This window comes from Actinomyces oris (genome assembly GCF_001929375.1).
GTDB classification, from domain to species: Bacteria; Actinomycetota; Actinomycetes; order Actinomycetales; family Actinomycetaceae; genus Actinomyces; species Actinomyces oris_B.
Map to the genome: position 1 here is coordinate 131,820 of NZ_MSGO01000038.1, position 25,752 is coordinate 157,571.

28 protein-coding genes and 1 riboswitch are annotated in these 25,752 nt (G+C 70.4%); of the genes, 12 read left to right on the forward strand and 16 right to left on the reverse strand.

All coding sequences use genetic code 11. The features are described from left to right. The first annotated feature begins 22 nt into the window (after window positions 1-22). The 8 genes from atpA to BKH32_RS09435 all read left to right on the forward strand — a co-directional run bounded on the left by atpA (window position 23) and on the right by BKH32_RS09435 (window position 8,608). Window positions 23-1,654 (forward strand): F0F1 ATP synthase subunit alpha, encoded by a 1,632-nt coding sequence (gene atpA / locus BKH32_RS09400; protein WP_075249777.1) that lies wholly within the window; start codon window positions 23-25, stop codon window positions 1,652-1,654. Between the two features lies 1 nt (window position 1,655). Next, complete coding sequence (locus tag BKH32_RS09405; RefSeq protein ID WP_070661188.1) at window positions 1,656-2,603, forward strand: F0F1 ATP synthase subunit gamma; 948 nt, start codon at window positions 1,656-1,658, stop codon at window positions 2,601-2,603. Window positions 2,604-2,697: 94 nt separating this feature from the next. Then, entirely contained in the window at window positions 2,698-4,134 is a 1,437-nt protein-coding gene (atpD, locus tag BKH32_RS09410; protein WP_075249778.1) for a F0F1 ATP synthase subunit beta, read from the forward strand. Window positions 4,135-4,186: 52 nt separating this feature from the next. Continuing rightward, window positions 4,187-4,453 (forward strand): F0F1 ATP synthase subunit epsilon, encoded by a 267-nt coding sequence (locus BKH32_RS09415; protein WP_075249779.1) that lies wholly within the window; start codon window positions 4,187-4,189, stop codon window positions 4,451-4,453. Between the two features lie 3 nt (window positions 4,454-4,456). Next, entirely contained in the window at window positions 4,457-4,873 is a 417-nt protein-coding gene (locus tag BKH32_RS09420; RefSeq protein WP_075249780.1) for a DUF2550 family protein, read from the forward strand. A 427-nt stretch (window positions 4,874-5,300) separates the two neighbouring features. After that, on the forward strand, window positions 5,301-5,996 hold the full coding sequence (gene nucS, locus BKH32_RS09425; RefSeq protein WP_075249781.1) for an endonuclease NucS: 696 nt from the start codon (window positions 5,301-5,303) through the stop codon (window positions 5,994-5,996). A 10-nt stretch (window positions 5,997-6,006) separates the two neighbouring features. Continuing rightward, entirely contained in the window at window positions 6,007-7,263 is a 1,257-nt protein-coding gene (locus BKH32_RS09430) for a DNA glycosylase AlkZ-like family protein (RefSeq protein ID WP_075249782.1), read from the forward strand. Between the two features lie 109 nt (window positions 7,264-7,372). After that, window positions 7,373-8,608, forward strand: a complete 1,236-nt coding sequence (locus BKH32_RS09435) for an N-acetylglucosamine-6-phosphate deacetylase (protein WP_178384605.1) — start codon at window positions 7,373-7,375, stop codon at window positions 8,606-8,608. A 116-nt stretch (window positions 8,609-8,724) separates the two neighbouring features. Here the strand turns inward: BKH32_RS09435 and BKH32_RS09440 are convergent, their stop codons facing one another. The 15 genes from BKH32_RS09440 to rpmB all read right to left on the reverse strand — a co-directional run bounded on the left by BKH32_RS09440 (window position 8,725) and on the right by rpmB (window position 18,210). Continuing rightward, window positions 8,725-9,249: a DUF664 domain-containing protein gene (locus BKH32_RS09440; RefSeq protein WP_075249784.1), complete on the reverse strand. Its 525-nt coding sequence runs from the start codon at window positions 9,247-9,249 to the stop codon at window positions 8,725-8,727. A gap of 371 nt (window positions 9,250-9,620) precedes the next feature. After that, window positions 9,621-10,493 carry a formyltetrahydrofolate deformylase gene (gene purU / locus BKH32_RS09445; RefSeq protein WP_075249785.1) on the reverse strand — a complete coding sequence of 291 codons (873 nt, stop codon included), beginning with the start codon at window positions 10,491-10,493 and terminating at the stop codon, window positions 9,621-9,623. Window positions 10,494-10,497: 4 nt separating this feature from the next. Then, window positions 10,498-11,433 (reverse strand): urea transporter, encoded by a 936-nt coding sequence (locus BKH32_RS09450; protein WP_075249786.1) that lies wholly within the window; start codon window positions 11,431-11,433, stop codon window positions 10,498-10,500. Between the two features lie 63 nt (window positions 11,434-11,496). Then, complete coding sequence (locus BKH32_RS09455) at window positions 11,497-12,312, reverse strand: urease accessory protein UreD (protein ID WP_075249787.1); 816 nt, start codon at window positions 12,310-12,312, stop codon at window positions 11,497-11,499. Beyond that, a complete protein-coding gene (gene ureG / locus BKH32_RS09460) occupies window positions 12,309-12,986 on the reverse strand; it encodes an urease accessory protein UreG (RefSeq protein ID WP_178384599.1) in 678 nt (225 codons plus the stop codon). The genes BKH32_RS09455 and ureG overlap by 4 nt, the downstream gene beginning before the upstream one ends. A gap of 34 nt (window positions 12,987-13,020) precedes the next feature. Beyond that, window positions 13,021-13,764, reverse strand: a complete 744-nt coding sequence (locus BKH32_RS09465; RefSeq protein ID WP_075249788.1) for an urease accessory protein UreF — start codon at window positions 13,762-13,764, stop codon at window positions 13,021-13,023. Then, on the reverse strand, window positions 13,745-14,236 hold the full coding sequence (ureE, locus tag BKH32_RS09470; protein ID WP_075249789.1) for an urease accessory protein UreE: 492 nt from the start codon (window positions 14,234-14,236) through the stop codon (window positions 13,745-13,747). The genes BKH32_RS09465 and ureE overlap by 20 nt, the downstream gene beginning before the upstream one ends. A 21-nt stretch (window positions 14,237-14,257) precedes the next feature. Further along, the gene (gene ureC / locus BKH32_RS09475; RefSeq protein ID WP_075249790.1) at window positions 14,258-15,970 is read right to left on the reverse strand and encodes an urease subunit alpha; all 1,713 of its coding nucleotides are present in this window, start codon (window positions 15,968-15,970) and stop codon (window positions 14,258-14,260) included. A 17-nt stretch (window positions 15,971-15,987) separates the two neighbouring features. Beyond that, complete coding sequence (locus BKH32_RS09480; protein ID WP_075249791.1) at window positions 15,988-16,299, reverse strand: urease subunit beta; 312 nt, start codon at window positions 16,297-16,299, stop codon at window positions 15,988-15,990. Beyond that, window positions 16,296-16,610: an urease subunit gamma gene (locus tag BKH32_RS09485; protein ID WP_075249792.1), complete on the reverse strand. Its 315-nt coding sequence runs from the start codon at window positions 16,608-16,610 to the stop codon at window positions 16,296-16,298. Before BKH32_RS09485 ends, BKH32_RS09480 begins: the two co-directional genes overlap by 4 nt. Before the next feature lie 286 nt (window positions 16,611-16,896). Continuing rightward, window positions 16,897-17,019, reverse strand: coding sequence for a type B 50S ribosomal protein L36 (gene ykgO / locus BKH32_RS09490; protein WP_003782012.1), 123 nt, complete (start codon window positions 17,017-17,019; stop codon window positions 16,897-16,899). A 79-nt stretch (window positions 17,020-17,098) separates the two neighbouring features. Beyond that, window positions 17,099-17,350, reverse strand: coding sequence for a type B 50S ribosomal protein L31 (locus tag BKH32_RS09495; RefSeq protein ID WP_009403829.1), 252 nt, complete (start codon window positions 17,348-17,350; stop codon window positions 17,099-17,101). Between the two features lie 145 nt (window positions 17,351-17,495). Next, window positions 17,496-17,801 (reverse strand): 30S ribosomal protein S14, encoded by a 306-nt coding sequence (rpsN, locus tag BKH32_RS09500; protein ID WP_075249793.1) that lies wholly within the window; start codon window positions 17,799-17,801, stop codon window positions 17,496-17,498. After that, window positions 17,801-17,974 carry a 50S ribosomal protein L33 gene (gene rpmG, locus BKH32_RS09505; protein WP_003789591.1) on the reverse strand — a complete coding sequence of 58 codons (174 nt, stop codon included), beginning with the start codon at window positions 17,972-17,974 and terminating at the stop codon, window positions 17,801-17,803. Before rpmG ends, rpsN begins: the two co-directional genes overlap by 1 nt. Then, on the reverse strand, window positions 17,971-18,210 hold the full coding sequence (gene rpmB, locus BKH32_RS09510) for a 50S ribosomal protein L28 (RefSeq protein WP_034514114.1): 240 nt from the start codon (window positions 18,208-18,210) through the stop codon (window positions 17,971-17,973). Before rpmB ends, rpmG begins: the two co-directional genes overlap by 4 nt. A gap of 55 nt (window positions 18,211-18,265) precedes the next feature. Between rpmB and BKH32_RS09515 the strand changes: the two genes are divergently transcribed. From BKH32_RS09515 to BKH32_RS09530, 4 genes are all read left to right on the forward strand, one after another. Further along, a complete protein-coding gene (locus BKH32_RS09515; protein WP_075249794.1) occupies window positions 18,266-19,477 on the forward strand; it encodes a GTP-binding protein in 1,212 nt (403 codons plus the stop codon). A 63-nt stretch (window positions 19,478-19,540) separates the two neighbouring features. After that, a riboswitch (ZMP/ZTP riboswitch) is annotated at window positions 19,541-19,626 on the forward strand. 65 nt (window positions 19,627-19,691) lie between these two features. Continuing rightward, window positions 19,692-21,002, forward strand: a complete 1,311-nt coding sequence (glyA, locus tag BKH32_RS09520; protein ID WP_075249795.1) for a serine hydroxymethyltransferase — start codon at window positions 19,692-19,694, stop codon at window positions 21,000-21,002. Further along, the gene (locus tag BKH32_RS09525; RefSeq protein WP_075249796.1) at window positions 20,999-21,895 is read left to right on the forward strand and encodes a bifunctional methylenetetrahydrofolate dehydrogenase/methenyltetrahydrofolate cyclohydrolase; all 897 of its coding nucleotides are present in this window, start codon (window positions 20,999-21,001) and stop codon (window positions 21,893-21,895) included. Before glyA ends, BKH32_RS09525 begins: the two co-directional genes overlap by 4 nt. 41 nt (window positions 21,896-21,936) lie before the next feature. Next, entirely contained in the window at window positions 21,937-23,679 is a 1,743-nt protein-coding gene (locus BKH32_RS09530) for a glycoside hydrolase family 32 protein (RefSeq protein WP_075249797.1), read from the forward strand. Window positions 23,680-23,786: 107 nt separating this feature from the next. On the opposite strand, the gene BKH32_RS09535 is transcribed toward BKH32_RS09530, so the two are convergent. Next, window positions 23,787-25,694, reverse strand: coding sequence for a glycoside hydrolase family 68 protein (locus BKH32_RS09535; protein WP_075249798.1), 1,908 nt, complete (start codon window positions 25,692-25,694; stop codon window positions 23,787-23,789). Window positions 25,695-25,752 lie beyond the last annotated feature (58 nt).

Sequence of the window (25,752 nt, forward strand, 5' to 3'; positions counted from 1 at the left end):
ACGCAACCAGCAAGGAGACGAGATGGCAGAGCTGACCATCAGGCCCGAGGAGATCCGCTCGGCCCTGAACGAGTTCGCCGAGTCCTACAAGCCCGCCGAGGTCGCGGCCGAGGAGGTCGGGCACGTCGTCTTCGCCGCTGACGGCATCGCGCACGTCGAGGGCCTGCCCGGCGTCATGGCCAACGAGCTGCTCACCTTCGAGGACGGCACCGCCGGCCTGGCCATGAACCTCGAGGACCGCAGGATCGGTGCCGTCGTCCTGGGCTCCTTCGACGGCATCGACGAGGGCCAGGTCGTGCGCCGCACCGGCGAGGTCCTCTCCGTGCCCGTGGGCGACGCCTACCTGGGCCGCGTCGTCGACCCGCTGGGCCGGCCCATCGACGGCCTGGGTGAGATCGAGGCCGAAGGACGCCGCGCCCTGGAACTCCAGGCCCCCGGTGTCATGGCCCGCAAGTCCGTCCATGAGCCCCTCCAGACCGGGCTCAAGGCCATCGACTCGATGATCCCGATCGGCCGCGGCCAGCGCCAGCTCATCATCGGCGACCGCCAGACCGGCAAGACCGCCATCGCCCTGGACACGATCCTCAACCAGAAGGGCGCCTGGGAGTCCGGCGACCCGAACAAGCAGGTGCGCTGCATCTACGTGGCCACCGGCCAGAAGGGCTCCACCATCGCCGCCGTGCGCGCCACCCTGGAGGAGCGCGGCGCCCTGGAGTACACCACCATCGTGGCCTCCCCGGCCTCCGACCCGGCCGGCTTCAAGTACCTGTCGCCCTACACGGGCTCGGCCATCGGCCAGCACTGGATGTACCAGGGCAAGCACGTCCTCATCGTCTTCGACGACCTGTCCAAGCAGGCCGAGGCCTACCGCGCCGTCTCCCTGCTGCTGCGCCGTCCGCCGGGCCGCGAGGCCTACCCCGGTGACGTCTTCTACCTCCACTCGCGCCTGCTGGAGCGCTGCTCCAAGCTCTCCGACGAGCTGGGGGCGGGCTCCATGACCGGGCTGCCGATCATCGAGACCAAGGCCAATGACGTCTCGGCCTACATCCCCACCAACGTCATCTCCATCACCGACGGGCAGATCTTCCTCCAGTCCGACCTGTTCAACGCCGACCAGCGCCCCGCCGTCGACGTCGGCATCTCTGTGTCCCGCGTGGGCGGCGCCGCCCAGGTCAAGGCCATGAAGAAGGTCGCCGGAACCCTCAAGATCACCCTGGCGCAGTACCGCTCCATGCAGGCCTTCGCCATGTTCGCCTCCGACCTTGACGCCGCCACCCGCGCCCAGCTCACCCGCGGTGAGCGCCTCATGGAGCTGCTCAAGCAGCCCCAGTACACGCCCTACCCGGTGGCCGAGCAGGTCGCCAGCGTCTGGGCCGGAACCAAGGGCTACCTCGACGACATCGACGTCTCCGACGTCCTGCCCTTCGAGGCCGCCTTCCTGGACCACCTGCGGCGCAACACCGACATCCTCGACACCATCGAGTCCACCGGCCAGCTCACCGACGAGACCGAGGATGCCCTGGTCAAGGCCGTCGAGGCCTTCCGGCGCACCTTCGCCTCCGGTGAGCAGATGCTGGGCGCCCAGGTCGCCGAGCCCGAGGAGGAGCCCGCCGCCGAGAGGACCACCGAGCAGCTCGTGGTCAAGAGGGGCTGACGTGGCAGGAAACCAGCGCGTCTACAAGCAGCGCATTCGATCGACCCAGACCCTCCAGAAGGTGTTCCGGGCGATGGAGCTCATCGCCTCGTCCCGGATCGGGCAGGCGCGCCGCAACGCGCAGGAGGCCTCCCCCTACGATCACGCCCTGAGCCAGGCGGTGGCCGCACTGGGGACCTACTCCCGCTTTGATGAGCACCCCATCACCCAGAAGCGCACCGACACCAAGCGCGTGGCGATCCTCGTGGTCACCTCCGACCGCGGCATGGCCGGCGCCTACTCGGCCACCATCCTGCGCGAGACCGGCCGCCTCATCGAGGAGCTGGTCAAGGACGGCAAGGAGCCGGTGATCTTCACCTTCGGCCGACGCGCCCATAACTACTTCAGCTTCCGGGACAGGCCGATCGAGTTCTCCTGGACCGGACAGTCGGACCGTCCCAGCGACGAGTCCATCGAGGAGGTCGCCACCGTTCTCCTGGACTACTTCCTCCAGCCGCCCGAGGCCGGTGGCGTGGCCGAGGTCCACATCGTCTTCACCCGCTACGTCTCGATGATCTCCCAGGTCCCCGAGGTGCGTCGTATGCTGCCGCTCAAGGTGGTCGACGTCGAAGGCGCCGGTGAGCTTGACGAGGCCGGCAACGAGGCCCTGGAGAAGGAGCTGGAGGCCGAGCGCGGCAGCTCCATGCCGTTGTATGAGTTCGAGCCCGGGCCCTCCGAGGTGCTTGACGCCCTCTTGACCCGCTACATGGGCTCGCGCATCCGCAACGCCCTGCTGCAGTCGGCCGCCTCCGAGCTGGCCAGCCGCCAGCAGGCCATGCACACGGCCACGGACAACGCCGAGGACCTCATCACCACCTACACCCGCCTGGCCAACGCGGCCCGCCAGGGCGACATCACCCAGGAGATCACTGAGATCGTCTCGGGTGCCGACGCCCTGGGGGCCGAATAGACCGGGCAGCCCCCCGACGTCGTCGAGAACCCCACACAGACTCACCTCACCGAGCAGGACCCCTCTCAGCTCTGGAAGATACGGAAGAACGCACATGGCTGACACCACTACTCCCGGGACGGGACGTATCACCCGCATCATCGGCGCCGTCGTCGACGTCGAGTTCCCGCCTGATGCGATCCCGGCGATGTACAACGCCCTCAAGGTGACCGTCCAGGCCACCAGCGCCGGCGAGGAGCCCCACGAGATCACCCTGGAGGTCGCCCAGCATCTGGGTGACAACATCGTGCGCACGATCTCCCTCAAGCCCACCGACGGCCTTGTGCGCGGCTCGCAGGTGCGCGACACCGGAGCGCCGATCTCCGTGCCCGTGGGCGACGTGACCAAGGGCCACGTCTTCAACGTCACCGGCGACGTCCTCAACCTCGCCCCCGGCGAGCAGCTGGAGATCACCGAGCGCTGGCCCATCCACCGCCAGCCCCCGGCCTTCGACCAGCTCGAGTCCAAGGAGCAGATGTTCGAGACCGGCATCAAGGTCATCGACCTGCTCACCCCCTACGTGCAGGGCGGCAAGATCGGCCTGTTCGGCGGCGCCGGCGTGGGCAAGACCGTCCTCATCCAGGAGATGATCCAGCGCGTGGCCCAGAACCACGGCGGTGTCTCCGTGTTCGCCGGCGTGGGGGAGCGCACCCGTGAGGGCAACGACCTCATCGTCGAGATGGACGAGGCCGGCGTGTTCGACAAGACCGCCCTGGTCTTCGGCCAGATGGACGAGCCGCCGGGCACGCGTCTGCGCGTGGCCCTGTCCGCCCTGACGATGGCCGAGTACTTCCGCGACGTCCAGCACCAGGACGTGCTGCTGTTCATCGACAACATCTTCCGCTTCACCCAGGCCGGCTCCGAGGTCTCCACGCTGCTGGGCCGCATGCCCTCGGCCGTGGGCTACCAGCCCAACCTGGCCGACGAGATGGGCCAGCTCCAGGAGCGCATCACCTCCGCCGGCGGCCACTCCATCACCTCGCTGCAGGCGATCTACGTGCCCGCCGACGACTACACCGACCCGGCGCCGGCCACGACCTTCGCCCACCTGGACGCCACCACCGAGCTCAGCCGTGAGATCGCCTCGCGAGGCATCTACCCCGCCGTGGACCCGCTGACCTCCACCTCACGCCTGCTGGCCCCCGGCTACGTGGGCCAGGAGCACTACGACGTCGCCACCCGCGTGAAGTCCATCCTCCAGAAGAACAAGGAGCTTCAGGACATCATCGCGATCCTCGGTGTTGACGAGCTCGGTGAGGAGGACAAGGTGACGGTGGCCCGTGCCCGCCGCATCGAGCAGTTCCTGTCCCAGAACACCTACATGGCGGAGAAGTTCACCGGCGTGGCCGGCTCCACCGTGCCGCTGTCGGAGACCGTCGAGGCGTTCCGCCGCATCTGCGAGGGTGACTACGACCACCTGCCGGAGCAGGCCTTCTTCAACATCGGTGGCATCGAGGATCTCGAGCGTCGCGCCGCCGAGCTCAAGGCCTGAGTCGTTAGGATCCGGGTAGAGCCGGACGCAGGAAGCAGGAAAGGAGGGGGACATGGCCTTACATGTTGAGGTGGTCTCGCCGGCGGGCGAGGCCTGGGCCGGTGAGGCGACGCAGGTCTCCGTGCCCCTGATCAACGGGGAGCTGGGGGTCCTGCCGGGTCGTCAGCCCCTTGTGGCGGTCCTGGGGTCCGGTCCGGTGCGACTGAGTGCCGTCGACGGTGAGATGCGCAGGATCGAGGTGTCCGGCGGCTTCTGCTCCGTGGACCACGACGTCATCACGATCGCCGCCGACCACGTGAAGCAGGGCGCGGAGGCCTGAGTCATGGGGCAGCACGTGTGGATGGTCGTGGTGATTGCCGTCACCGCCCTCGTGCTGCTGACAGGCGGGTTCCTGGTGCGTCTGCGCTACCTGGCCGGGCAGGTCGGCTCCTTCGAGTGCGCCATGCGCCCCACCGGGGGGCAGCGTTGGATGAGCGGGGTGGCCTCCTTCCAGCTCGACTCCCTGGAGTGGTACCGGCTCGTGTCCCTGTCCACGCGGCCCACACGGGTGTGGAGGCGCCTGGACCTGGAGCTCTCCGCCGCCCGGCGCCGCCGGGAGCAGGGGCGCGTCGTCGAGGTGCACTGCGTAGACGCCACCCGCAGCCCCGAGGGCTTCGACCTGGCCATGATGGAGGAGTCCCACTCGGCGCTGGTCGCCTGGGTGGAGTCCGCCGCCCCCGAGCAGCCCAGGCTCTACTGAGGCCCGCCGCCGGGCTCGGCGATGAGCCCGGCGGTTGAGGCTGGCCGATGAGCCTGGCCGATGATCACAGCGGCCGGATCCGCTGGGGCTGGGGGCCTCTGGGGCGGAGACACAGCCCCTGGCCGGATCGGCGACGTACCTTTCGCCCGAGGACTGCGTTTTCCTCCAGGCCACTGGGGTCTGCTCCCAGTCATCTGGAGGACATCGCAGTCCTCGATCACGATGTACGTTCTCGATGACGGGGCAGGGCGCTGCCATCGCCTGACGCTGCGTCCCCGGGCCCCGGGTCACGCCTGAGAAACAGCCCCTGATCCGGTGCGGGCGCCGTGCATGTGGACAGGAGGGGAGCGCCTCGGGTGACACGATGCTCAGGCCCGCCGGCCCCGGTGTTGCGCCGAGGCCGGGCCCGCCCCGCTAGGGTGGACGGGTGCGCCTCGTTATCGCCTCATGCTCCGTCGACTACTCCGGCCGCCTGGACGCCCACCTGCCCCGGGCCACCCGCGTGCTCATGCTCAAGGCCGACGGCTCGGTCCTCATCCACTCCGACGGCGGCTCCTACAAGCCCCTGAACTGGATGAGCGCCCCGGCCCGCCTGGCCGTCACCGAGCCGGACGAGGAGGCCGCCGCCGACGGCGTGCGCGAGGTCTGGGAGGTCAGTGCCACCAAGACCGACGACCGCCTCGTCATCAGCCTCTTCGAGACCATCTCCGACGTCAGCCACGAGCTGGGCGTGGACCCCGGGCTCACCAAGGACGGCGTCGAGGCCCACCTCCAGGAGCTCCTGGCCGAGCAGATCGAGGTCCTGGGCGCCGGCTACCGCCTGGTGCGCCGCGAGTTCCCCACCGCCATCGGCCCGGTCGACATCATGGCCAAGGACGCCCAGGGCCGCTCCGTGGCCGTGGAGATCAAGCGCGTCGGCGGGATCGACGGCGTCGAGCAGCTCACCCGCTACCTCGAGCTCCTCGACCGCGACCCGCTGCTGACCCCCGTCCAGGGCGTCTTCGCCGCCCAGACGATCAAGCCCCAGGCCCGCGTCCTGGCCGAGGACCGCGGCATCCGCTGCGTCACCCTCGACTACGACGCCATGCGCGGCATGGACGACCCGAGCTCCCGCCTGTTCTGAGGAGACTGCCGTGCCCGCCGCCCGCGCCTCCTCCGCGCCGCTGCCGACCGAGGTGAGCCTGGCCCGCATCATCTCCCAGGGTCTCATCCCGGCCACCGCCGCGCCCGACGTCGTCGCGGCAGTGGCGCGCCAGCTCGCCATCCAGGGCCAGCAGGTCTCCGCCGTCCCCCACGCCCTGCTCGTGCGGGCCCCGCAGGCCGCCCCGGCCGACGTCGAGGCCGCCTTCGCGCGAGGCGACCTGGTGCGCTCCTGGCCCATGCGCGGCACCGTCCACATCACCACCGCCGCCGACCACCACTGGCTGCGGGCCGCCCTCATGCACCGCACCGACACCTGGGTGCGGAACAGCGAGAAGGCTTACGGCGTCGATGCCGCCCTGTGCGAGCGCGCCGCCGAGGTGGCCCTCGGCCTCATCGAGGACCAGGGCCCGCTGACGCGCTCGGTGCTGCTGGCGGCCTGGCAGGAGGCCGGTCTCATGGAGGCCTTCCGCGGCGAGGACATTTCGGCCTACCGGCGCCGCCACCTCCTGGTGCGCCTCCAGCGCGAGGGGATCCTCGTCCAGGGGCCGCGGTCCGGCAACGAGCACCTCGTCATGGACGCACGTTCCCTCCCCGACGCCGACTCCGGGCCCGCCGGAGCAGGCGTCGCCCACGGCGGGACCGGTCACCGCGCCGCCTGCGCGCACATCGCCTACCGCTACGCGGCCGGCCACGGCCCGGTCGGTGCTGAGGACCTGGCCCGCTGGACCACGCTGCCCAAGACGCAGGCCGCCCGTGCCCTGGAGGACGCCGTCGAGCTGGGGCAGGAGCAGGCCCCGGGCTCAGCCGGGGGTGCCGGCGGGCCGGCTGGGAGCCGCCTCCCGCTCGTACGGGCGCTCGTCGAGGGCGGGGCCCGCGGAGGCCTGCGCCCGCTCGGTCCCGGCGAGTCGGCCCCGAAGGCCGGCCTGCTCTACATGCGCGCCGACCTGCCCGACCTCCTGTCCGCCCACCGCGGCGCCGCGCAGGCCACGCACTTCCTGGGCTCCTTCGACGAGCTGCACGTGGGCTACAAGGACCGCTCCTGCCTGACCGACGACGACGGCGAGCGCCTCATCTGCCCGGCGAGCAACGGCATGTTCCGCCCGATTCTGGTGGACCGCGGCCGCGTCGTCGCCGTGCGGCCGGTCGGTGAGGGCCTGCTGTGGAAGGGCGGGGCGGCGCCGTCGGCCCGCGTGGAGCGCGACGTCAACCGGGCCGTGTCCCGCATGGAGCAGCGCCTGGCCGGGTGACCGGAGCAGAAGCGGAACCCACCTGCGCAGTGTGGGGGAGGAGACGCCCCGAAGGAGGTTGTCTGATGTCTGAAGAGGTGACAGAATCCGACTCATGAGCAACGAAGCCATGCAGGTCCGCGCACTGCGGGGGTGCGTCGTCACCCCCGACCACATCATCGACGACGGGGCGGTCGTCCTGTCGGGATCCCACATCGCGTGGGTCGGGCCCGCTGACCAGGCCGCCAGGGCCGGCTTCGGGGGCGCCGTCGAGCAGGCCCAGGCCGCCCCCGAGGGCGGCTACCTCCTGCCGGGCCTGGTGGACGTCCACTGCCACGGCGGGGGCGGTGAGTCCTTCCCCAACGCCGAGACCGCCGAGCAGGCCATGGTCTCCGTGCTCGAGCACCGCCGCTTCGGCACCACCTCGCTCGTGGCCTCCTGCGTGACGGCCGCCCCCGACGTCCTGCGCGCACGCACCCGGGTCCTGGCAGGGCTGTGCGAGGACGGCGAGCTCGCCGGCATCCACTTCGAGGGGCCCTTCGTCTCGGTGGAGCGCTGCGGCGCCCAGGACCCCACCTACATCATCGACCCCGACGCCGCCCTGACCCGTGAGCTCATCGAGCTCGGCGGCGGGCACGTCGTCACCATGACCATCGCCCCGGAGAAGCCCGGCATTGCCGGCGACGACGGCGTCAACGCGGCCCTCATCGAGGGTGGGGCGCTGCCCTCCTTCGGGCACACCGACTCCGAGGCCGCCCCCGTGCGCGCCGCCCTGGCCGACGCCGCCGCCCGCATCGCCGAGCGCCTCGAGGCCGGCAAACCGGTCCGCTCCCCGCGCTCGACCGCCACCCACCTGTTCAACGGCATGCGCCCGATGCACCACCGCACGCCCGGGCCCGTGCCTGAGTTCCTGGCGGCCGCCCAGCGCGGCGAGTGCGTCCTGGAGATGATCGGCGACGGCGTGCACTTGAGCCCCGCCATCGTCCTGGACATGTTCGAGACCCTGGGGCGCGACAACGTCGTCCTGATCACCGACGCCATGGCGGCGGCCGGCATGGCCGACGGCGACTACGTGCTTGGCTCCCAGCCGGTCACCGTGGCCGACGGCGTCGCCCGCCTCACCGAGGGTGGTGCGATCGCCGGGGGGACCGCTCATCTCATCGACGTCGTGCGCACCACCTGGCAGGGGGGAGTCGACCTGGTCGACGCCGTCTACGCCGCCAGCGTCCAGGGCGCCCGGATCCTCGGCGACCCCTCCGTGGGGGCGTTGCGGGCGGGCCTGTGGGCCGACGTCGTCGTCACCGACGCGGAGCTGCGGCCCGTCACCGTGCTGCGCCGCGGCGAGGCGGTGGAGCCCGCCGCCTGAGCCTCCGGGCCACCGGCCCACGCGGGCCCCAGCAGACTCTTGTCATGTGGGAGCCGTTCGCCCCGACCTGAACCGCCAGGTCGGGGCGAACGTGTGGTGCGGGGTGGGCTGCGCGCTTAGCCCGGCAGGCCCAGGAGGCGGCGGGTGTAGATGGCCTGGCCGGAGTGCTGGGCGGCGTCGTCGATGACCGAAGCGAGGCGGACAGCCCGGGTGACGGGTGGGTCCCAGGAGTCGTCGACGATGTCGTCGAGCGTCTCCGGGGTGAGGGAGCGCAGGTAGGTGGTGGCCAGGGCGTAGGCGTCGTCGAGGTAGGAGAAGAGGAGGCTGAGGTCGCTGACGATGACCTGGGCTGCCTGTTCGGGTGTGTGGTGCCAGTCCTCGGTGTCGTCGGGCAGGGGCAGGGCGAAGCGCTCGCGGTGGCCGCCGGTGACCCAGACGGGCTCGACGCCCGCCAGGGGCGCGACCTGGATGTCGAGCTCTCGGGCCGTGTGCCAGGCCAGCCAGGTCAGGGAGTCGATGCGGGGCGCCAGGTCCGGGGCGGGCCGGGTGTTGGCCTGCTCGAGCGTGACGCCGTCGAAGGCGCGGTCGAAGCGCTCGCGGGACCGGGACAGGACGTCAATGAGCATCTCAAGAGTTGTCATGGTGTCAGGTTACGTTCCGGGCCTGGGTGGCGGTGGGTTGTGAGGTCTTGGTGTCACGATTGGCGACTTTTAGGGCACCTGTCGGCTGACGTGCCTGAGCCTGTGTGTCTCTGACCTGCGCATACGTGTCGGAGCGTGACGGCAGTCAGTCTGGCTTGTCCCTAAAAGTCGCCCACAGTGACACCACACTAAGAGACCCACCCGATTCCAGGTGTGGGAAACCAGCCCCAGGTGGCACGAGTTGGGCAGTGGTGGCCCTGAAGGAACCACGCCGGTTCTGCGGAGAACGCGGCATGGCCCCGAGTGGGCGTGAGATCAGGGAAATGTGGGTCTCCCGCCCTGTCGCCCGGCCAGCACCGGCCCGCCCCCGCTCAGGCGAAGACGACGGTGCGGTGCCCGTTGAGCAGCACCCGGTGCTCGGTGTGCCAGCGCACCGCCTGCGCCAGCACCCGGCGCTCGACGTCCTGCCCCTTGGCCTGCAGCACGGACACGGAGTCCTCGTGCCCGGCCCGCGTCACGTCCTGCTCGATGATCGGCCCCTCGTCGAGGTCCGCCGTCACGTAGTGCGCCGTCGCCCCGATGAGCTTCACCCCGCGCTCGTGGGCCTGGGCGTAAGGACGCGCCCCCTTGAAGGACGGCAGGAACGAGTGGTGGATGTTGATGACGCCCCCGTGCAGCCGCTCGCACAGGGCGGGGGAGAGGATCTGCATGTAGCGGGCCAGCACCACCAGCTCGACATTGAGAGAGTCCACCAGCCCCAGCAGCTCGGCCTCGGCGGCCTCCTTGGTCTCCTTGGTGACCGGGATGTGGTGGAAGGGCACCCCGTAGAACTCGGCGACGTCCCGCAGCGTCTCGTGGTTGCCCACCACGCCGACGACGTCGACCGGCAGTCCCTGGCTGCGCGCCCGGAAGAGCAGGTCGGTCAGGCAGTGCCCCTCCTTGGAGACCATGATGAGGGTGCGCATCGCGCGCCCCACCTCATCGAGGCTCCACTCCATCTCGTACTCGCCGGCCAGCTCGGCCAGGTCCTTCTCCAGCTCCACTCGCGGCACGGTGGTGAGCACCTGGACCCGCATGAAGAACAGGCCCGTGGAGGAGTCCCCGAACTGCTTGGACTCGGTGATGTTCCCGCCGCGGCGCGCCAGCGTGCCGGTGACCGCGTGGACGATCCCCGGGCGGTCGGGGCAGGACAGGGACAGGACCAGGTGGGCGGCGGAGTCGGGTTGCGCCGTGGAATGAGCCATGGCCTCAGCCTAGTCGGCGCTCGCGCCACTTGACGACGGCGAGCACCAGCCACGTGGTCACGATGAAGGGCCAGGTGTAGGTCGGCACCGGGATCGCCGTGAAAACCCGGTCCACGACGACGGTCAGCACCGACCCCACCACCGCCAGCACCCAGGCCCGCCTCCCGGGAGGCAGAAGGACGACGCCGATCGCGATCGCCGTCAGGCACGGCGAGTATCCGCCCAGACCATGCGCCGCCTGACCGGCGGGAACGAGCGCCAGCGTCGCTGCCGTCCCGACGACGCTGCCCAGCAGCGCCGCCGCCCCGACTCTCCACCCGGCGATGAACAGCCCGGCCAGGATCAGCGCCCCGCCCACCCAGGAATCGACGAGCACCACCTGGGACTCCCCGGTCAGCACCGCCTCCGGGACCAGCCACGCCGTCGCCCCACTGACCGGCGCCGGATCCGGCACCATCGGCGCATCGATCGCCCTGAGCAGAGCCGTCAGCAGGCCGGAGACGATGCAGAAGGGAGCCGTGAGCGCCGGGAGCCCGACCGGGGCGAGTGCGCGCTCCAGCGCGCGGTGGACCGCGGGGCACGCCGCCGCCCCGACCACGGTGACCAGCGTCGCCGGCCAGAAAACCCCCACAGCGGCCCAGGCCGCCGCTCCCACCAGCGCCCCGTTGTAGCCCTGGAGTCCGTCACGCACACGCAGATCCAGCAGCCTGGCCGCCACCGTTGACACCGTTGTGCCGAGGACCACCTGCAAGGCCATGAGCGGTGAGTAGACGGCGATGCCGGCCACGATGAGCAAACCGGTGAGCGCCCGGGGCTGGAGGAAGATCTGCCCCACCCCACGCCCCAGCGCGCCCACGCCGGATGAGACGATCGACGGGACGGCCGAGGTGCCCGGTCCGTCAGCCGGGCGGTGGGACTGGTGAACAGGTGACTCAGGCATGAGGGGCTCCGATCGATAGAGGCATCGCGGGAGGTGCCCGCTGACCAGGCGAGCGGGCTGTTGCTAGTACTTGCGCAGGTTGAGCCTCGGCGCGCCGAACCACCGGCCGCGCAGAAGCTCGCTGATGTCGAGCATGAGAGCGGTCAGACGGGTCGTGTCATCGCCCAGCGCCCGGGCGATGAAGCCGGGTCCCTGCACCCGCGTCACTGCCCCGCGCACGTCGTCGACCTCCAGCATCTGGGCCGCCTCATTGACCAGGGCGGCATCGACCCGGGCGTCGAGCGCCGTGAAGGAGGCCAGGTGGCTGTGCCCCTCCAGGCCTCCCAGGCCCGCCAGCCCGGCCTCACCGGGGACCAGGCGCAGGTTGTCGACGACGGCGCACCGGCCACCGACTCGGATGTCAGTGCGCATCCGCACGCAGTCGTAGCCGAAGGCCGAACCGTCCGGGGCCCATCCGGGGGTGAGGACCTCCAGGGACATGAAGGTCGCCGTCGGGTCCATCTCAACCAGGGTGGTCTGCCGGTAGGAGGACTCCCGGTAGGCGATGACCTGGTCGGGAACGAGCTCCAGCAAGGCCCGGGGCCCCAGGCTCACCCGGGTGTCCTGGCGGACCGGGCAGGTGGGGGTGCGGTAGATCTTCGTGGCCGCCTGGGTCGTCAGCACCGCCGAGGCCCCCTGGAGGACCTCGACCTCGGTGAGATAGGAGTCGCCGTCCAGGTACCCGCCTCCGGGATTGACCACGTAGTAGGTCACCTGCCCGGTCTCATCGAGGTACAGCGGGCGGAACACCCTCAGTGCTCCCCGGTGGTACTGCTCGACGGCGGTACTCCGGTCCCCGCCCCGGGCGATCCGCAGGTGCAGCTCGCCGGTGGTGCTCACGGCTCCAGGTCCGTCATGAGCACGTCGTGGTGGATCCACTCGATGACCTGCTCCAGGCCCTCGTCGGTCTTGAGGTTGGTGAAGCAGAAGGGCTTGTCACCTCGGAACACCTTGGAGTCGGCCTCCATGACCGCCAGGTCGGCGCCGACGTGAGGGGCCAGGTCCGTCTTGTTGATGACGAACAGGTCGGACTTGATCATCCCCTGACCGGCCTTGCGGGGAATCTTCTCGCCCTGGGCGACGTCGATGACGTAGATGGAGAAGTCGACCAGCTCGGGGGAGAAGGTGGCCGAGAGGTTGTCGCCTCCCGACTCCACGAACACCACCTCCAGGTCGGGGTGGCGCTCCACCAGCTCGGCGATCGCCGCCTCGTTCATGGAGGTGTCCTCACGGATGGCCGTGTGCGGGCAGCCCCCGGTCTCCAGCCCGACGATGCGGTCCACCGGCAGGACCCCCTGGGCTGCGAGGATCTTGGCGTCCTCGATCGTGTAGATGTCGTTGGTGACGGCGGCCATGGAGACCTCCCGGCTCATGGCCCGGGTGATGCGCTCGATGAGCTGGGTCTTGCCGGCCCCCACCGGGCCGCCCACTCCGATACGGACCGGACCGGGGTGGGAGCGGGGCGCCGGCCGCCCGGGCGCATCCGCGTTCTCCTGGCTGGTTGCTGCTGACATGCGATTCTCCTCAATTGCTCTTCAGGAAGGTCTTTCAGGACATGAACATGCGGGCGCGCTGGCGCTCGTGCCGCATCTGGCTGATCTCGATCCCGGGCGCGGCGGCCCCCAGATCCGTCTCGTCGAGGCCCCCGATCCGCCTGACTGCGGCGTAGACGTCCTCGCGCACCGAGGCGATGGCGCGCTGACCGGCGTCCTGCCCCAGGGGGATGGCTCGTACGGCGTTCTGCGTCAGTGAGACGACACTGGACTGGAGGTGGGCCGCCGTGACCGCCGCCGGCGGCGCCGCCAGCGCGTAGCCGGCGATCGCCAGCACGATGGCGGGGTGGGAACGGCAGCCCCCGGTGTCCACGAGCGTCGCATAACGGCTCAGCAGCCTGTCGCCGTCGGTGCCTTCCAGGGCCAGGCGGGCGATGGTGAGCAGCCGCCGTCCCATCGTCACTCCGGCCCGGCGCACCTGGATCGGCACCGCCTGAGCCACGAGGAGCTCGTCGAGGTGCGCGATCGCCTCCCAGTCGTCGGCCGCCACCGCCTCGAAGGCCAGCCTCAGCCCCAGCCCCTCGGAGAAGGTCAGCTGGGTGGACACGAGCGCGCGCAGCCAGGACACGAAGGAGGCCTCGCCGTCCACGACGCCCTCGCAGATGTAGGTCTCCAGCCCGAAGGAGTGGGAGAAGGCGCCCGTGGGCAGGGCGGAGTCGCACAGCTGGGCCAGCGGCAGCTGCCAGCCGGCGGGCTCGCCCCACTGCGGGTCGGGGGTGTCAGTGAGTGTGCTCGGCATGACGGAAGGGGACGGGCATGGACCGTTCCATCCGCGCGTGACGCACCCCCAGGTGCTCCAGGTAGTGCTCGGCGGTGTGGTCGTACTGGATGACCATGACGCCGTCATGCCCCTCAAGGCCCGGGAAGGGCTCCTCGGGGCCGAAGAACTGGGCGGGCAGGTGCCGGTTGCCCAGGTTGTGGGCGACGACCCCCATCTCGCGCACCGTGGCGGGCGCGATGACCAGGACGTCGGTGGGCTCCAGGCGCACGACGACGATTCCGCGCTCGTTGCGAAGCAGGATGTCTCCCTCGCGCAGGTCCGGTGCGCCCGGCGCGAGCCGGATGCCGAGCTCGGTGCCGTGGTCGGAGCGCACTCGTTGGATGCGTTTCGTGAGATCGGCCAGAGGGAGGACCACGCTCTCAACGTGCACGTCCTCCAGGTCCTCGCCGGGCAGGTCGTGGATATTGCCTGAGATGGACTCGATGATCATGAAGGCTCCAGGATTGAGAGATCAGAAGAGGAAGTAGCGCTGGGCCATGGCCAGGACCTGGGCGGGCTCGCAGGTGATCTTCTCGCCGTCGACGGTGACCTCGTAGGTCTCGGGATCGACGGTGAGCACCGGAGTGGCGTCGTTGAAGGCCATGTCCGCCTTCGTCAGCCGCCTGACCCCGCGGGCCGGGCAGATCTTCTTGCGCAGCCCCAGGCTCTGGGGCACTCCCGCGTCGATGGCCGCCTGGGACATGAAGGTGATCGAGTTCGACGCCGGCGCCGTCCCGTAACCGCCGAACATGGTGCGCATGAGCGTGGGCTCGGGGGTGGGGATCGAGGCGTTGGCGTCACCCATGACCGCCGAGGCGATCTGGCCGCCCTTGAGGATCAGGGACGGCTTGACCCCGAAGAAGGCGGGGTCCCACAGCACCAGGTCGGCCCACTTGCCCACCTCCACGCTGCCCACGACCTCGGCGATCCCGTTGGTGCGGGCCGGGTTGATCGTGTACTTCGACACGTAGCGCTTGATGCGCAGGTTGTCGCCGCCCTGCGGGTCCCCGGCGAGCCTGCCGCGCGCCTTCTTCATCTGGTCGGCCACCTGCCAGGTGCGGATGACGACCTCGCCGACACGCCCCATGGCCTGGGAGTCCGACGACGTCATCGAGAACACGCCCAGGTCGTGCAGCACGTCCTCGGCCGCGATCGTCTCCGGACGGATACGCGAGTCGGCGAAGGCGACGTCCTCCGGGATGGCGGGGTTGAGGTGGTGGCACACCATGAGCATGTCGAGATGCTCCTCAGCGGTGTTGCGCGTGAAGGGCAGCGTCGGGTTGGTCGAGGACGGCAGGATGTTGGGGTCCTGCGCCAGGGTGATGATGTCGGGGGCATGGCCGCCGCCGGCGCCCTCGGTGTGGAAGGTGTGGATGACCCTCCCGCCGATCGCGCGGCGGGTGTCCTCAACGAAGCCGCACTCGTTGAGCGTGTCGGTGTGGATGGCCACCTGCACGTCGAACTCGTCGGCGACCTTGAGGGCCTCGTCGATGACGGCGTGCGTGGCGCCCCAGTCCTCGTGGATCTTGAAGCCGACCGCACCGGCGCGCAGCTGCTCGGCCAGAGGCTCCCGGGTCGAGGCGTGGCCCTTGCCCAGCAGGCCGATATTCATGGGGAAGTCCTCGACGGCCTGGAGCATGCGGGCCAGGTTCCACGCCCCGGGGGTGATCGTGGTGGCGTTGGTGCCGTCGGCGGGTCCTGTCCCTCCTCCGATCATGGTGGTCACCCCCGAGGCCAGGGCGGTGGCGACCTGGGTGGGGGAGATGAAGTGAATGTGGGAGTCGATGCCTCCGGCCGTCAGGATGCGGTGCTCGCCGGCGATCACCTCCGTGGAGGCGCCGATGACGATGTCGACATCGTCCATGATGTCCGGGTTGCCCGCAGCGCCGATAGCGCTGATGACGCCGTCGCGGATGGCGACGTCGGCCTTGTAGATGCCGGTGTGGTCGATGATGATCGCGTTGGTGATGACGGTGTCGGGGATGCCCTCGTCCCGCGTGCGCTGGCCGTTGTGGCCCATACCGTCACGGATGACCTTGCCGCCTCCGAAGACGGCCTCGTCACCACGGTGGGTCAGGTCCCGCTCGATCTGGGCGAAGAGGTCGGTGTCGGCCAGGCGGACGGCGTCCCCGGTGGTGGGGCCGTACAAGGCGGCATGCTCCCGACGGCTGAGTTCCTTGCTCATGATGTGCTCCTGTGCTCTCAGCCCTCGACCGGGCCGTTCGTCTCGCCTGCCAGTCCGAAGACTCGTCGCGCTCCCGCCAGCGCCACCAGGCGGACTGGTCGGGAGTCGCCCGGCTCGAAGCGAACCGCGGTTCCGGCCGGAATGTCGAGGCGGAAACCACGAGCGGCCCGCCGGTCGAAGGACAGCGCGGAGTTGACCTCGGCGAAGTGGAAGTGCGAACCGACCTGAATGGGACGGTCCCCGGTGTTGATGACGTCGAGACGGAGGGTGGGGCGGCCCTCGTTGATGGTGATGGTGCCGCCCGCGAGTCGGTACTCTCCGGGGATCATGGCAGCCTCCTGCGAATCGGGTCGTGGACGGAGACGAGCTTGGTCCCGTCGGGGAAGGTCGCCTCCACCTGGACCGCGCGGATCATCTCGGGGACTCCCTCCATGACGTCGTCGTAGGTCAGCAGGGTGGTCCCGTAGGCCATGAGATCCGTGGCAGTGCGCCCTTCGCGGGCCCCCTCGAGGATCTCAGCGGTGATGTAGGCGACTGCCTCGGGGTGATTGAGACGGATGCCCCTGTCCTTGCGTCTTCGTGCCAGGTCTGCGGCGACGACGATGAGTAGCTTCTCCTGCTCACGAGGGGTGAGGTGCATCGGGGCTCTCCCAGAGACGGTTCTAAGCGGGCGCATAGGCGCGAGCTTGTCCGCACACGACGGACGCTTTATAGGCAATGCCTGGCATGTTGCGGAAATATTTCCGGCTGTTGAGTGGTGAGGTTCAGGGTGCTCCTGCCTCGCTGGTTTTCCGCGTCATGGTGGGGTGAGACTGATTGTGGTTGACGTGCCATCAATCGTCGGCGACTGACATCGATGCTGAGGAAAAGAAGGGCCGGGATGCGTGCTGATGCGCATCCCGGCCCTGCGTGGGTGGTGGTGAGTGTCAGCCCTGGCGGGCCTTGAGACGGGGGTTCTTCTTGTTGATGACGTAGGTGTGGCCGCGGCGTCGGACCACCTTGGACCCCGGCTGCTTGGCCAGGGACCGGATCGAGGCACGAACCTTCATGCCGGCTCCTTTCCTTCTTCGTGTCCAGTGAGGGCGGTGAGAGATCGAGGGGGCGGGGCTGCGCGCCCCGCCTGTGCGCCTACCGCTTGCGCTTGCCGTAGCGGCGCTCGAACTTCTCCACCCGGCCGGCCGTGTCCAGGATCTTGCCCTGGCCGGTCCAGAACGGGTGCGAGGCGCTGGAGACCTCGACGTCGTAGACCGGGTAGGTGTTGCCGTCCTCCCACTCGATGGTCTCCGACGACGTCAGGGTCGAACGGGTCAGGAAGGCGAAGTCGGCGGACTTGTCGCGAAAGACGATGGGCTGGTAGCTGGGGTGGATCCCAGGACGCATACGAGCTCCTTGGATGGGGGTGAATGTGAGAACTGACGTGGTGAACGAGTGCCGGCGGCGGCGCTGCGAGGGGGTGGTTACGACTGCGGCGCGCCGCGAGCCCCGGCGGGTGCGGGCTCGCAGGCCCCGTCCCGCCCGCACCCGCCTACCAGGAGGACTTGACGATGCCCGGCAGCTCGCCGCGCAGCGCCATCTGGCGGAAACGCACCCGGGAGGTCCCGGTGACGCGCAGGTGCCCGCGCGGGCGGCCGTCGACCGCGTCACGCCGACGCAGGCGAGTGGGGGAGGCGTCGCGCGGCAGCGCGTGCAGCGCCGCCATTGCCTCATCGCGCTCGTCCTGGCTCAGGTGGGGGTTGACTGAGGTCCGCTTGAGCTCGGCGCGGCGCTCTGCGTAGCGCTCCACCACCTGCTGGCGTCGCAGCTCGGCGGCGATCTTGGACTTCTTGGCCATCAGCGCGACTCCTTGTACTCCACGTGCCGGCGCACCACCGGATCGAACTTGCGCAGGACCAGCCGGTCGGGGGTGTTGCGGCGGTTCTTACGGGTCACGTAGGTGTGGCCCGTCCCCGCGGTGGAGACCATCTTGATGATCGGCCGCAGGTCCTTCCCCTTGGCTCCGCTCATGACAGCTTCTCCCCCCGGGCGAGCATCTGAGCCACGACGACGTCAATGCCCAGTTTGTCGATCGTGCGGATACCCTTGGCGGACACCGTCAGGCGCACGGTGCGGCCCAAGGATGGCACCCAGTAGCGCTTGCGCTGCAGGTTGGGGTTCCAGCGCCGGGGTGTGCGCTTGTGGGAGTGGGAGACGGACCGGCCGAAGACAGGCCGGGTCCCCGTGACTTGGCAGTAGGTGGTCATGACGAGCATCATATAAGAATGATTCTCAGTTTCGTCAACTCTGCTGGAGGACCTCGTGACCGATCCCTCGGATGACTTTGCCGGCAACTTCGCTGACATCCCCGGCTCCCCGGCCGCAGCCGGCGGCCGCCACACCCTGGCCGTCATCGGCGCCGTCGACCCCGCCCTGCTGGACCTGGTCGATCTCGCCCTGGCCGGCCAGGACGCCGTCGTCATCCGCTCCGGGCTCCGCTTCGGCGCCGACGAGGAGGCCGGGAGCGGCGACGCCGCCGACGACCTGGTCCGGCTCGTCAGCCACAGCTCGGCCGAGGGCTTCGACGACGAACCGGTCACACTTGACGTCCCCATGCCCTTCACCTGCCCCACCTGCTCCCTGCGGGAGGTCCTGGCCGCCGTCGCCCAGGACCGCGCCGCCCAGGAGCCGGGCGGCACCACTGTCATCCTCCTGCCGGCGGCCATCGAGCTCGCCCACCTCCTGCCCGGACTGGCCGAGGAGCTCGCCGGCACCGGCGTGAGACTGGCCGGAGCCGGCCACGTCCTGGACGCCACGACCGCCCTGGACGAGCTCCTCGAGCACCGCCTGCTGAACGCCTTCCCCGGTGACTGTCGCTGCACGGGCGCCGTCCACCTGAACAACCTCGGATACGCCGACGTCGTCCTGGCCCTGGGACGTGACGAGGACCCCGCCGGGGCCGACCTCATCGAGCACCTGCGCCCTCACGACGCCCTCCTGCTCCCGGGGCTCGACGCGCCCCTCCTGGAGACCCTCGCCTCCCTCACCCACGACGTCGCCGCCTCCCTGAGCCGCATCCACCCCGCCACCACCAGCGCCTGGGGCGGCCCCGACGAGCACGGCGTGTGGACCCTGGACCTCAGCGCCACCCTGCCCTTCCACCCCGGACGCCTGCGGTCCCTCGTCGTCGACCTGGCCGGTCAGGGCCTGTGCGCTCGCGGCTGCTTCTGGCTGCCCAGCCGCCCCGGCCGGGTGTGCACCTGGGAGGTCGCCGGAGGCGCCGTGAGCGTCGGCGACGCCGGAACCTGGGCGGAGGTCCCGGCTACCCCTTCCGCCGCCGGCGACGATGCCGCCGGCGAGCCCCGCTGCCACCTCGTGGTCACCGGCGTGGGCGATGAGGAGATGCGCGAGCAGGTGCGCCGCGCCTTCGCCCGGATCCTCCTGCGCCCCGAGGAGATGGCCCAGGCCCTGGCCTGGATCGGCGCCGACGACGGCCTGGGCGACTGGTTCGGGCAGGAGGACCAGGAGGGCTGAGCGCCCACCCCACGGCGCGAGCCCCACCCCAAGGCGGCACGGCTCCGCCCCGGCGCGGTAGGGTGTCCCCGTCGCGACTGGCGCCGGGTGGATCACCACCGGGGAGCGGCACGAACACGACTCCGGGGTCGCCCGCCTGGGCCACGGATCGCCCACCAGTGCGCGCACAGCCGCCTGCCACGGCGCAGCGTGCGCCCCACACCTGAGGAGAGACATGACCGCGCAAGCCGTCACCCCGTCCCTGAACCAGCCGCTGGCCGAGCTCGACCCGGACATCGCCGAGGTCCTCACCGGCGAGCTCGCCCGCCAGCGCGAGACCCTGGAGATGATCGCCTCGGAGAACTTCGTTCCCCGGGCCGTCCTGGAGTGCCAGGGATCGGTCCTGACCAACAAGTACGCGGAGGGCTACCCGGGGCGCCGCTACTACGGCGGCTGCGAGGTCGTCGACGTCGCCGAGTCCCTGGCCATTGAGCGCGCCAAGGCCGTCTTCGACGCCGAGTGGGCCAACGTCCAGCCCCACTCCGGGGCTCAGGCCAACGCCGCCGTCCTCCACGCCCTGGCCACCCCCGGCGACACTCTCCTGGGCCTGTCCCTGGCCCACGGCGGCCACCTCACGCACGGCATGAAGATCAACTTCTCCGGCAAGAACTACAACGCCACCGCCTACGGCGTGGACGAGACCACCATGCGCATCGAGATGGACCAGGTGCGCGAGGCCGCCCTGCGCGAGCGTCCCACGGTCATCATCGCCGGCTGGTCCGCCTACCCCCGTCACCTCGACTTCGCCGCCTTCCGCTCCATCGCCGACGAGGTCGGCGCCGCCCTGTGGGTGGACATGGCCCACTTCGCCGGGCTCGTCGCCGCCGGCCTGCACCCCAACCCCGTCCCGCACGCCGACGTCGTGTCCACCACCGTCCACAAGACCCTGGGCGGCCCCCGCTCCGGCATGCTCCTGTCCAGCCGCGCCGAGCAGTGGGGCAAGAAGCTCAACTCCGCCGTCTTCCCCGGCCAGCAGGGCGGCCCCCTCATGCACGTCATCGCCGCCAAGGCCGTGGCCATGAAGATCGCCGGCACCGAGGAGTTCCGCGAGCGCCAGGAGCGCACCGTGCGCGGCGCCGCCATCATCGCCGAGCGCCTGGGGGCCGACGACGTGCGTGCCGCCGGCGTCAGCCTGGTCACCGGAGGCACCGACGTCCACCTGGTGCTGGTGGACCTGCGCGACTCCTCCCTGGACGGCCAGCAGGCCGAGGACCTCCTGCACACCGCCGGCATCACGGTCAACCGCAACGCCGTCCCCTTCGACCCGCGGCCCCCGCGCGTCACCTCCGGCCTGCGCATCGGCACCCCCGCCCTGGCCACCCGCGGCTTCGGTGACGCCGAGTTCACCGAGGTCGCCGACATCATCGCCGCCACCCTCGTCCAAGGCGCCGCCGGCACCGCCGATGACGAGACCCTGGCGACCTTGCGCGGCCGCGTGCGAGCCCTGACCGACGCCTTCCCCCTCTACCCGGGGCTGGACCAGTGAGGGCGCCCTGGAGCGGGGCGGCCCGGGTCCTGGACGGCAAGGCCACGGCCGCCGCCCTCAAGGCGGAGCTCAAGGAGCGTGTCGCGGCGCTGCGCGAGCGCGGAGTCACTCCCGGCCTGGGCACGGTCCTGGTGGGGGAGGATCCCGGCAGCGTCAAGTACGTCGCCGGTAAGCACGCCGACTGCGCCGAGGTCGGCATCCTCTCCATCCGCGAGGACCTGCCGGCCAGCGCCACCCAGGCCGAGGTGGCCGCCGCCGTCGACCGCCTCAACGCCGCCGACGCCTGCACCGGCTACATCGTCCAGCTCCCGCTGCCGGCGGGCGTGGACACCAACGCGATCCTGGAGCGCGTCGACCCGGACAAGGACGCCGACGGCCTGCACCCCACCAACCTGGGGCGCCTGGTACTGCGGGCCTCCGGGCCCATCGACTCGCCCCTGCCCTGCACGCCGCGCGGCTGCATCGAGCTCATGGAGCGCCACGGCATCGACCTGGCCGGCCGCAACGTGTGCGTCGTCGGCCGCGGGGTCACGGTGGGCCGCTCCATCGGCCTGCTCCTGGGCCGCAAGGACGTCAACGCCACCGTGGACATCTGCCACACCGGCACCACGGACCTGGCCGAGCACGTGCGCCGGGCCGACGTCGTCATCTCGGCGGCCGGCAGCCCCGGCATCATCACCCCGGAGATGGTCGCCCCCGGCGCCGTCGTCCTGGACGTGGGCGTCTCGCGCGTCGTCGACCCCGCCACCGGCAAGGGCCGCATAGCCGGTGACGTCGCCGACGGCGTCGATGAGGTGGCCTCCTGGCTCTCGCCCAACCCCGGCGGCGTGGGGCCCATGACCCGCGCCCTGCTGCTGGCCAACGTGGTCGAGACCGCGGAGCGCTCGCTCTAGAGGGCGCCGCCCTCGTCTGACCGGCCGATAACCTTGAGGTCATGACGGACGAGTCCCACGGCGCCCATCCCTTGGATCCTCACCACCCCACCCATCCGGCTGAGTCGGCAGGCTCCACGAGCTCCTCGGAACCTGAGCCGACTCAGCCGGAGGCATGTCCGCCGGCCCCTGGGGACGCGGCGCCGGTGGCGCCCTCGCCGGACGCGACCGGCACCCAGGACCCGCAATCGCACGGGACCGGCCTGCGGCGTCGGACCCTGATCCTCAGCGCGGCCGGTGCCGGCGCCCTCATCGTGGGCGGAGCCGTCCTGGTTCGCTGCTCCGCCGGGCGCCGGAGCTCGCCGGCGCCCACGGCCACCGACTCGCCGGCCTCGGCCGCCTACCGCCCCGCCTACCACTACAGCCCCGCCACGGGGAATCTCGCCGACCCCAACGGCCTGGTCCTCCACGAGGGCGAGTACCACCTCTTCCACCAGCAGGACGGCACCTGGGGCCACGCGATCAGCTCGGACATGGTGCACTGGAAGCGCCAGGGGACGGCCCTCGAGCACGACGCTCAGGGCCTGGCCATGTCCGGCAGCTGCGTCGTCGACGGAGCCAACACCTCCGGCCTGGTCACCGGCGGCGGCATGGTCGCCGTCTACACCTCCACCGAGAGCGGAGAGGCCCAGTCCCTGGCCTACTCCACCGACCGGGGGAGGAGCTGGCAGCGCTTCTCCGGCAACCCCGTCATCCCCAACGACGGGCGCAAGGACTTCCGCGACCCCAAGGTCTTCTGGCACGAGGACTCCAAGGCCTGGATCATGATCGTCTCCGCCGGCGACCACGTCTCCCTCTTCCGCTCCACCGACCTCAAGACCTGGACCCATGCCAGCGACTTCGGCCAGGGCGTCGGCTCGCACGCCGCCGTGTGGGAGTGCCCCGACCTCTTCCCCCTGACCGACTCCAGCGACGGCCGCACCCGCTGGGTCATGACCCTCTCGGTGGGCGCCAACGAGGAGACGGCCGGTTCCACCGCCCAGTACTTCATCGGCGACTTCGACGGCTCCGTCTTCTTCCCCGAGGACCGCCAGACCCGCTTCACCGACGTCGGCCAGGACTTCTACGCCGCCCAGAGCTTCGAGCACGTCGAGGGCCGCCGCGTGTGGATGGCCTGGCTGGGCAACTGGAACTACCCCTACTCACTGCCCACCGGGGACTGGCGCGGTGAGATGAGCATCCCGCGCGAGCTGTCCCTGACCACCGTCGGCGGCACGCGCACCCTCGTGCAGAAACCCGTCCCCGAGCTCGACGCGCTGCGCGGGCGGGCCACCGACATCTCCGGCCTCAAGGCCACCGACACGGTGACGGCTCTGGGCTCGGGCCGCACGGTCGAGATCGACCTGACTCTGGACGTCTCCCAGGCCTCCGAGGCCTGGCTGGGCCTGGCCCGCGGCACGGTTGACGGCAGGACCCAGGAGGTGCGCGTCGGCGTCGACATCTCGACCGGCACCCTCTACCTCGACCGCACCGACGGCGGGCTCACGCAGGTCGGCGGCAAGGACGAGGGGACCCGGACCGACTTCGCCCTGCGCCGCCAGACGCAGTACCACCCCACCGGCTCCACGGTGCGTCTGCACCTCTACCTGGACCGCTCCAGCCTCGAGGTCTTCGTCGACGACGGCGCCACGGTCGGCAGCCTCCTGGTCTTCACCGACCCCTCCTGCCAGGAGATCGTCCTGGGGGCCAAGGGCACGGCCACCATCGCCTCGGGCAGCCTCACCCCGCTGTCGGCCGCCCTGTAGGCGTACTGCAGCACGCTTCGACGACGGATGATGACGGTGGGGCCGTCGGAACAGAGGTTCCGACGGCCCCACCTCCTGCTCGAGCAGTGATGCCCTGAGCGCGGCGTCTACTTCAGTCGCTGCGGGCGGGTGTCACCACCGTTGCTGCGGGCCCGGTCGGCGGGGATGTCCGCGAAGCCTCCCAAGCCGTTGGTGCCGTAGGTGCGGTCCACGGAAGTGGTGTCCCCGGAGATGGTGAGCTTCACCGTCGGGGCCAGTGAGCCTCCGCGCACCGGGTTGCCGTCCTTGTTGCCGCCGATGGAGTCGATGAAGGACTCCACCAGGCCGCCGGGCATGACGTAGTGCGAGTAGGACTGGAAGGCGTACGGGCTCTGGTTGAAGTCCGGCGAGTAGGGCTTGCCCGGGTTGAAGTTGAGGTTGATGGGGTTGCCCAGTGCGATACCCGTGTTCTGGTTGAGCGGCTTGTAGTCGCTTCGCAGCCCGTCACCCACGAAGCCGTAGACGCCCTCGGGGCCCTGGAGCCCGTCGGCATAGGTCTCCCGGTGCGAGATCGTGAACAGGTAGTACTTGCCGTCCTGGAAGTAGATCTGCGGACGCTCGGTCTGGTCGTTGACGCAGTTGCCGCTCAGCAGCGGAGGCAGGTACTCCCACTGGGTCATCGCCTTGTTCGTGGCACGGGCCAGACCCACGTTGGCCAGCTGGTAGCGGCCGCCGCGCTGGTTGACCGCCTCGACCGTCTCCGCCTTGGGGTCGCCCTGCGCGTAGCCGAGGTCCTCCGCGGTGCAGGTGGCCAGAGCGGTGTTCTGCCCGGCCTTGGCCGCGGCGTCGACGTATTGCTGCTCACGGACGAAGGCCGAGTTGCCCTCGAAGACCATGTACTCGGTGGGGTCCGAGGGGTTGTTCTGGTCACGGAAGGTGAAGGGGTCGCGGAAGTTCACGCCCGGGTTCTGCTCGCGGGTCTGGTAGTACTTGCCATCCGGGACGAGCAGCTGGTGCTGGGTGCGGAAACCGGTGAGCCACACGCCGTTCTCGTCGGCGTAGATGCGTCCCTCGGACTGCACGATCCGCGGGTCGTAGGGCTTGGAGGCCGCATTGCTGCCTTCCTGACCGGAGCCCTTGTCGCCACTGCCGCCGGTGGTGGTGTTGTAGAAGGCCACCGAGGTGTAGAACATGCGGATCTTGTTGCCCTCCATGAGGCGGGCCGAACCGGACCACTCGGTCTGGGCCGTGAAGCTCTGGTCCTCGAAGATCGAGCCTGAGGCGCCGTCGGGGAAGACGTGCCCGCCGTAGACCCACCCGCCGTTGGAGCTGCTGGCGCCGTCGGCCGAGGAGGTCTGCGTGCCGGCCTTGCGGTAGAAGAAGCCCAGACGCGCGTGGGTGTGGCGGTCGTCGAAGGTGTAGCCGGCGTGCCGGTCGGCCACCAGGGAGAAGGCGATCTCCCAGCCGTTGTAGGAGATCTGGTGGGCGGCCTCATCGGTCAGCGTCCAGGTGTCCCACACCCACACGTCCTGGCTCGTGGCCGGGAAGCCGTTGGAGATCTCCGGCATCGTGAGCTGCTCGGGCATCGAGTTGGTGCCCGACGGCGCATTGGGGTTGGAGACGCGCTGGATCTGCATGGCGTCGGCGCGGGTCCACTTGGCGGTGTAGTTCTCCTCGACCCCGTGCGCCGCACCGGTGTGCTTGGTGGCGTTGGCCCAGCCGGGGTTGTCGGCCTTGAATCCGTTCGCGTCCTGGACGGCGGCCCCGGCGGCCTGCTGGTCGCTCTGACCCGCCTGGCCCTGTTCAGTGGGGCTCTGGCTCGCCTGCGCCTGGCCGGCAGGGGACTGGTCGTTCTTCTGGTCCGCTCCCGCCTCGGGCGAGGCCTCGGCGGTTGTGGTGGCGGTGGGGGAGGCACTGGGGGAGGGCGTCTCATCGGCGAGCGCGGTGGTGCCGGACCCGGCCACCAGGAGTCCGAGTGTCAGCGCCGCGGCCAGTCGTCTGCGACGGGCGCGGAACGAAGTGTGTGTCACGGTCATTGTCCGTACTGTCCTTACTCATGAGGGATGAGGGTGTCAGTGCGCCGTGAGCCGATGT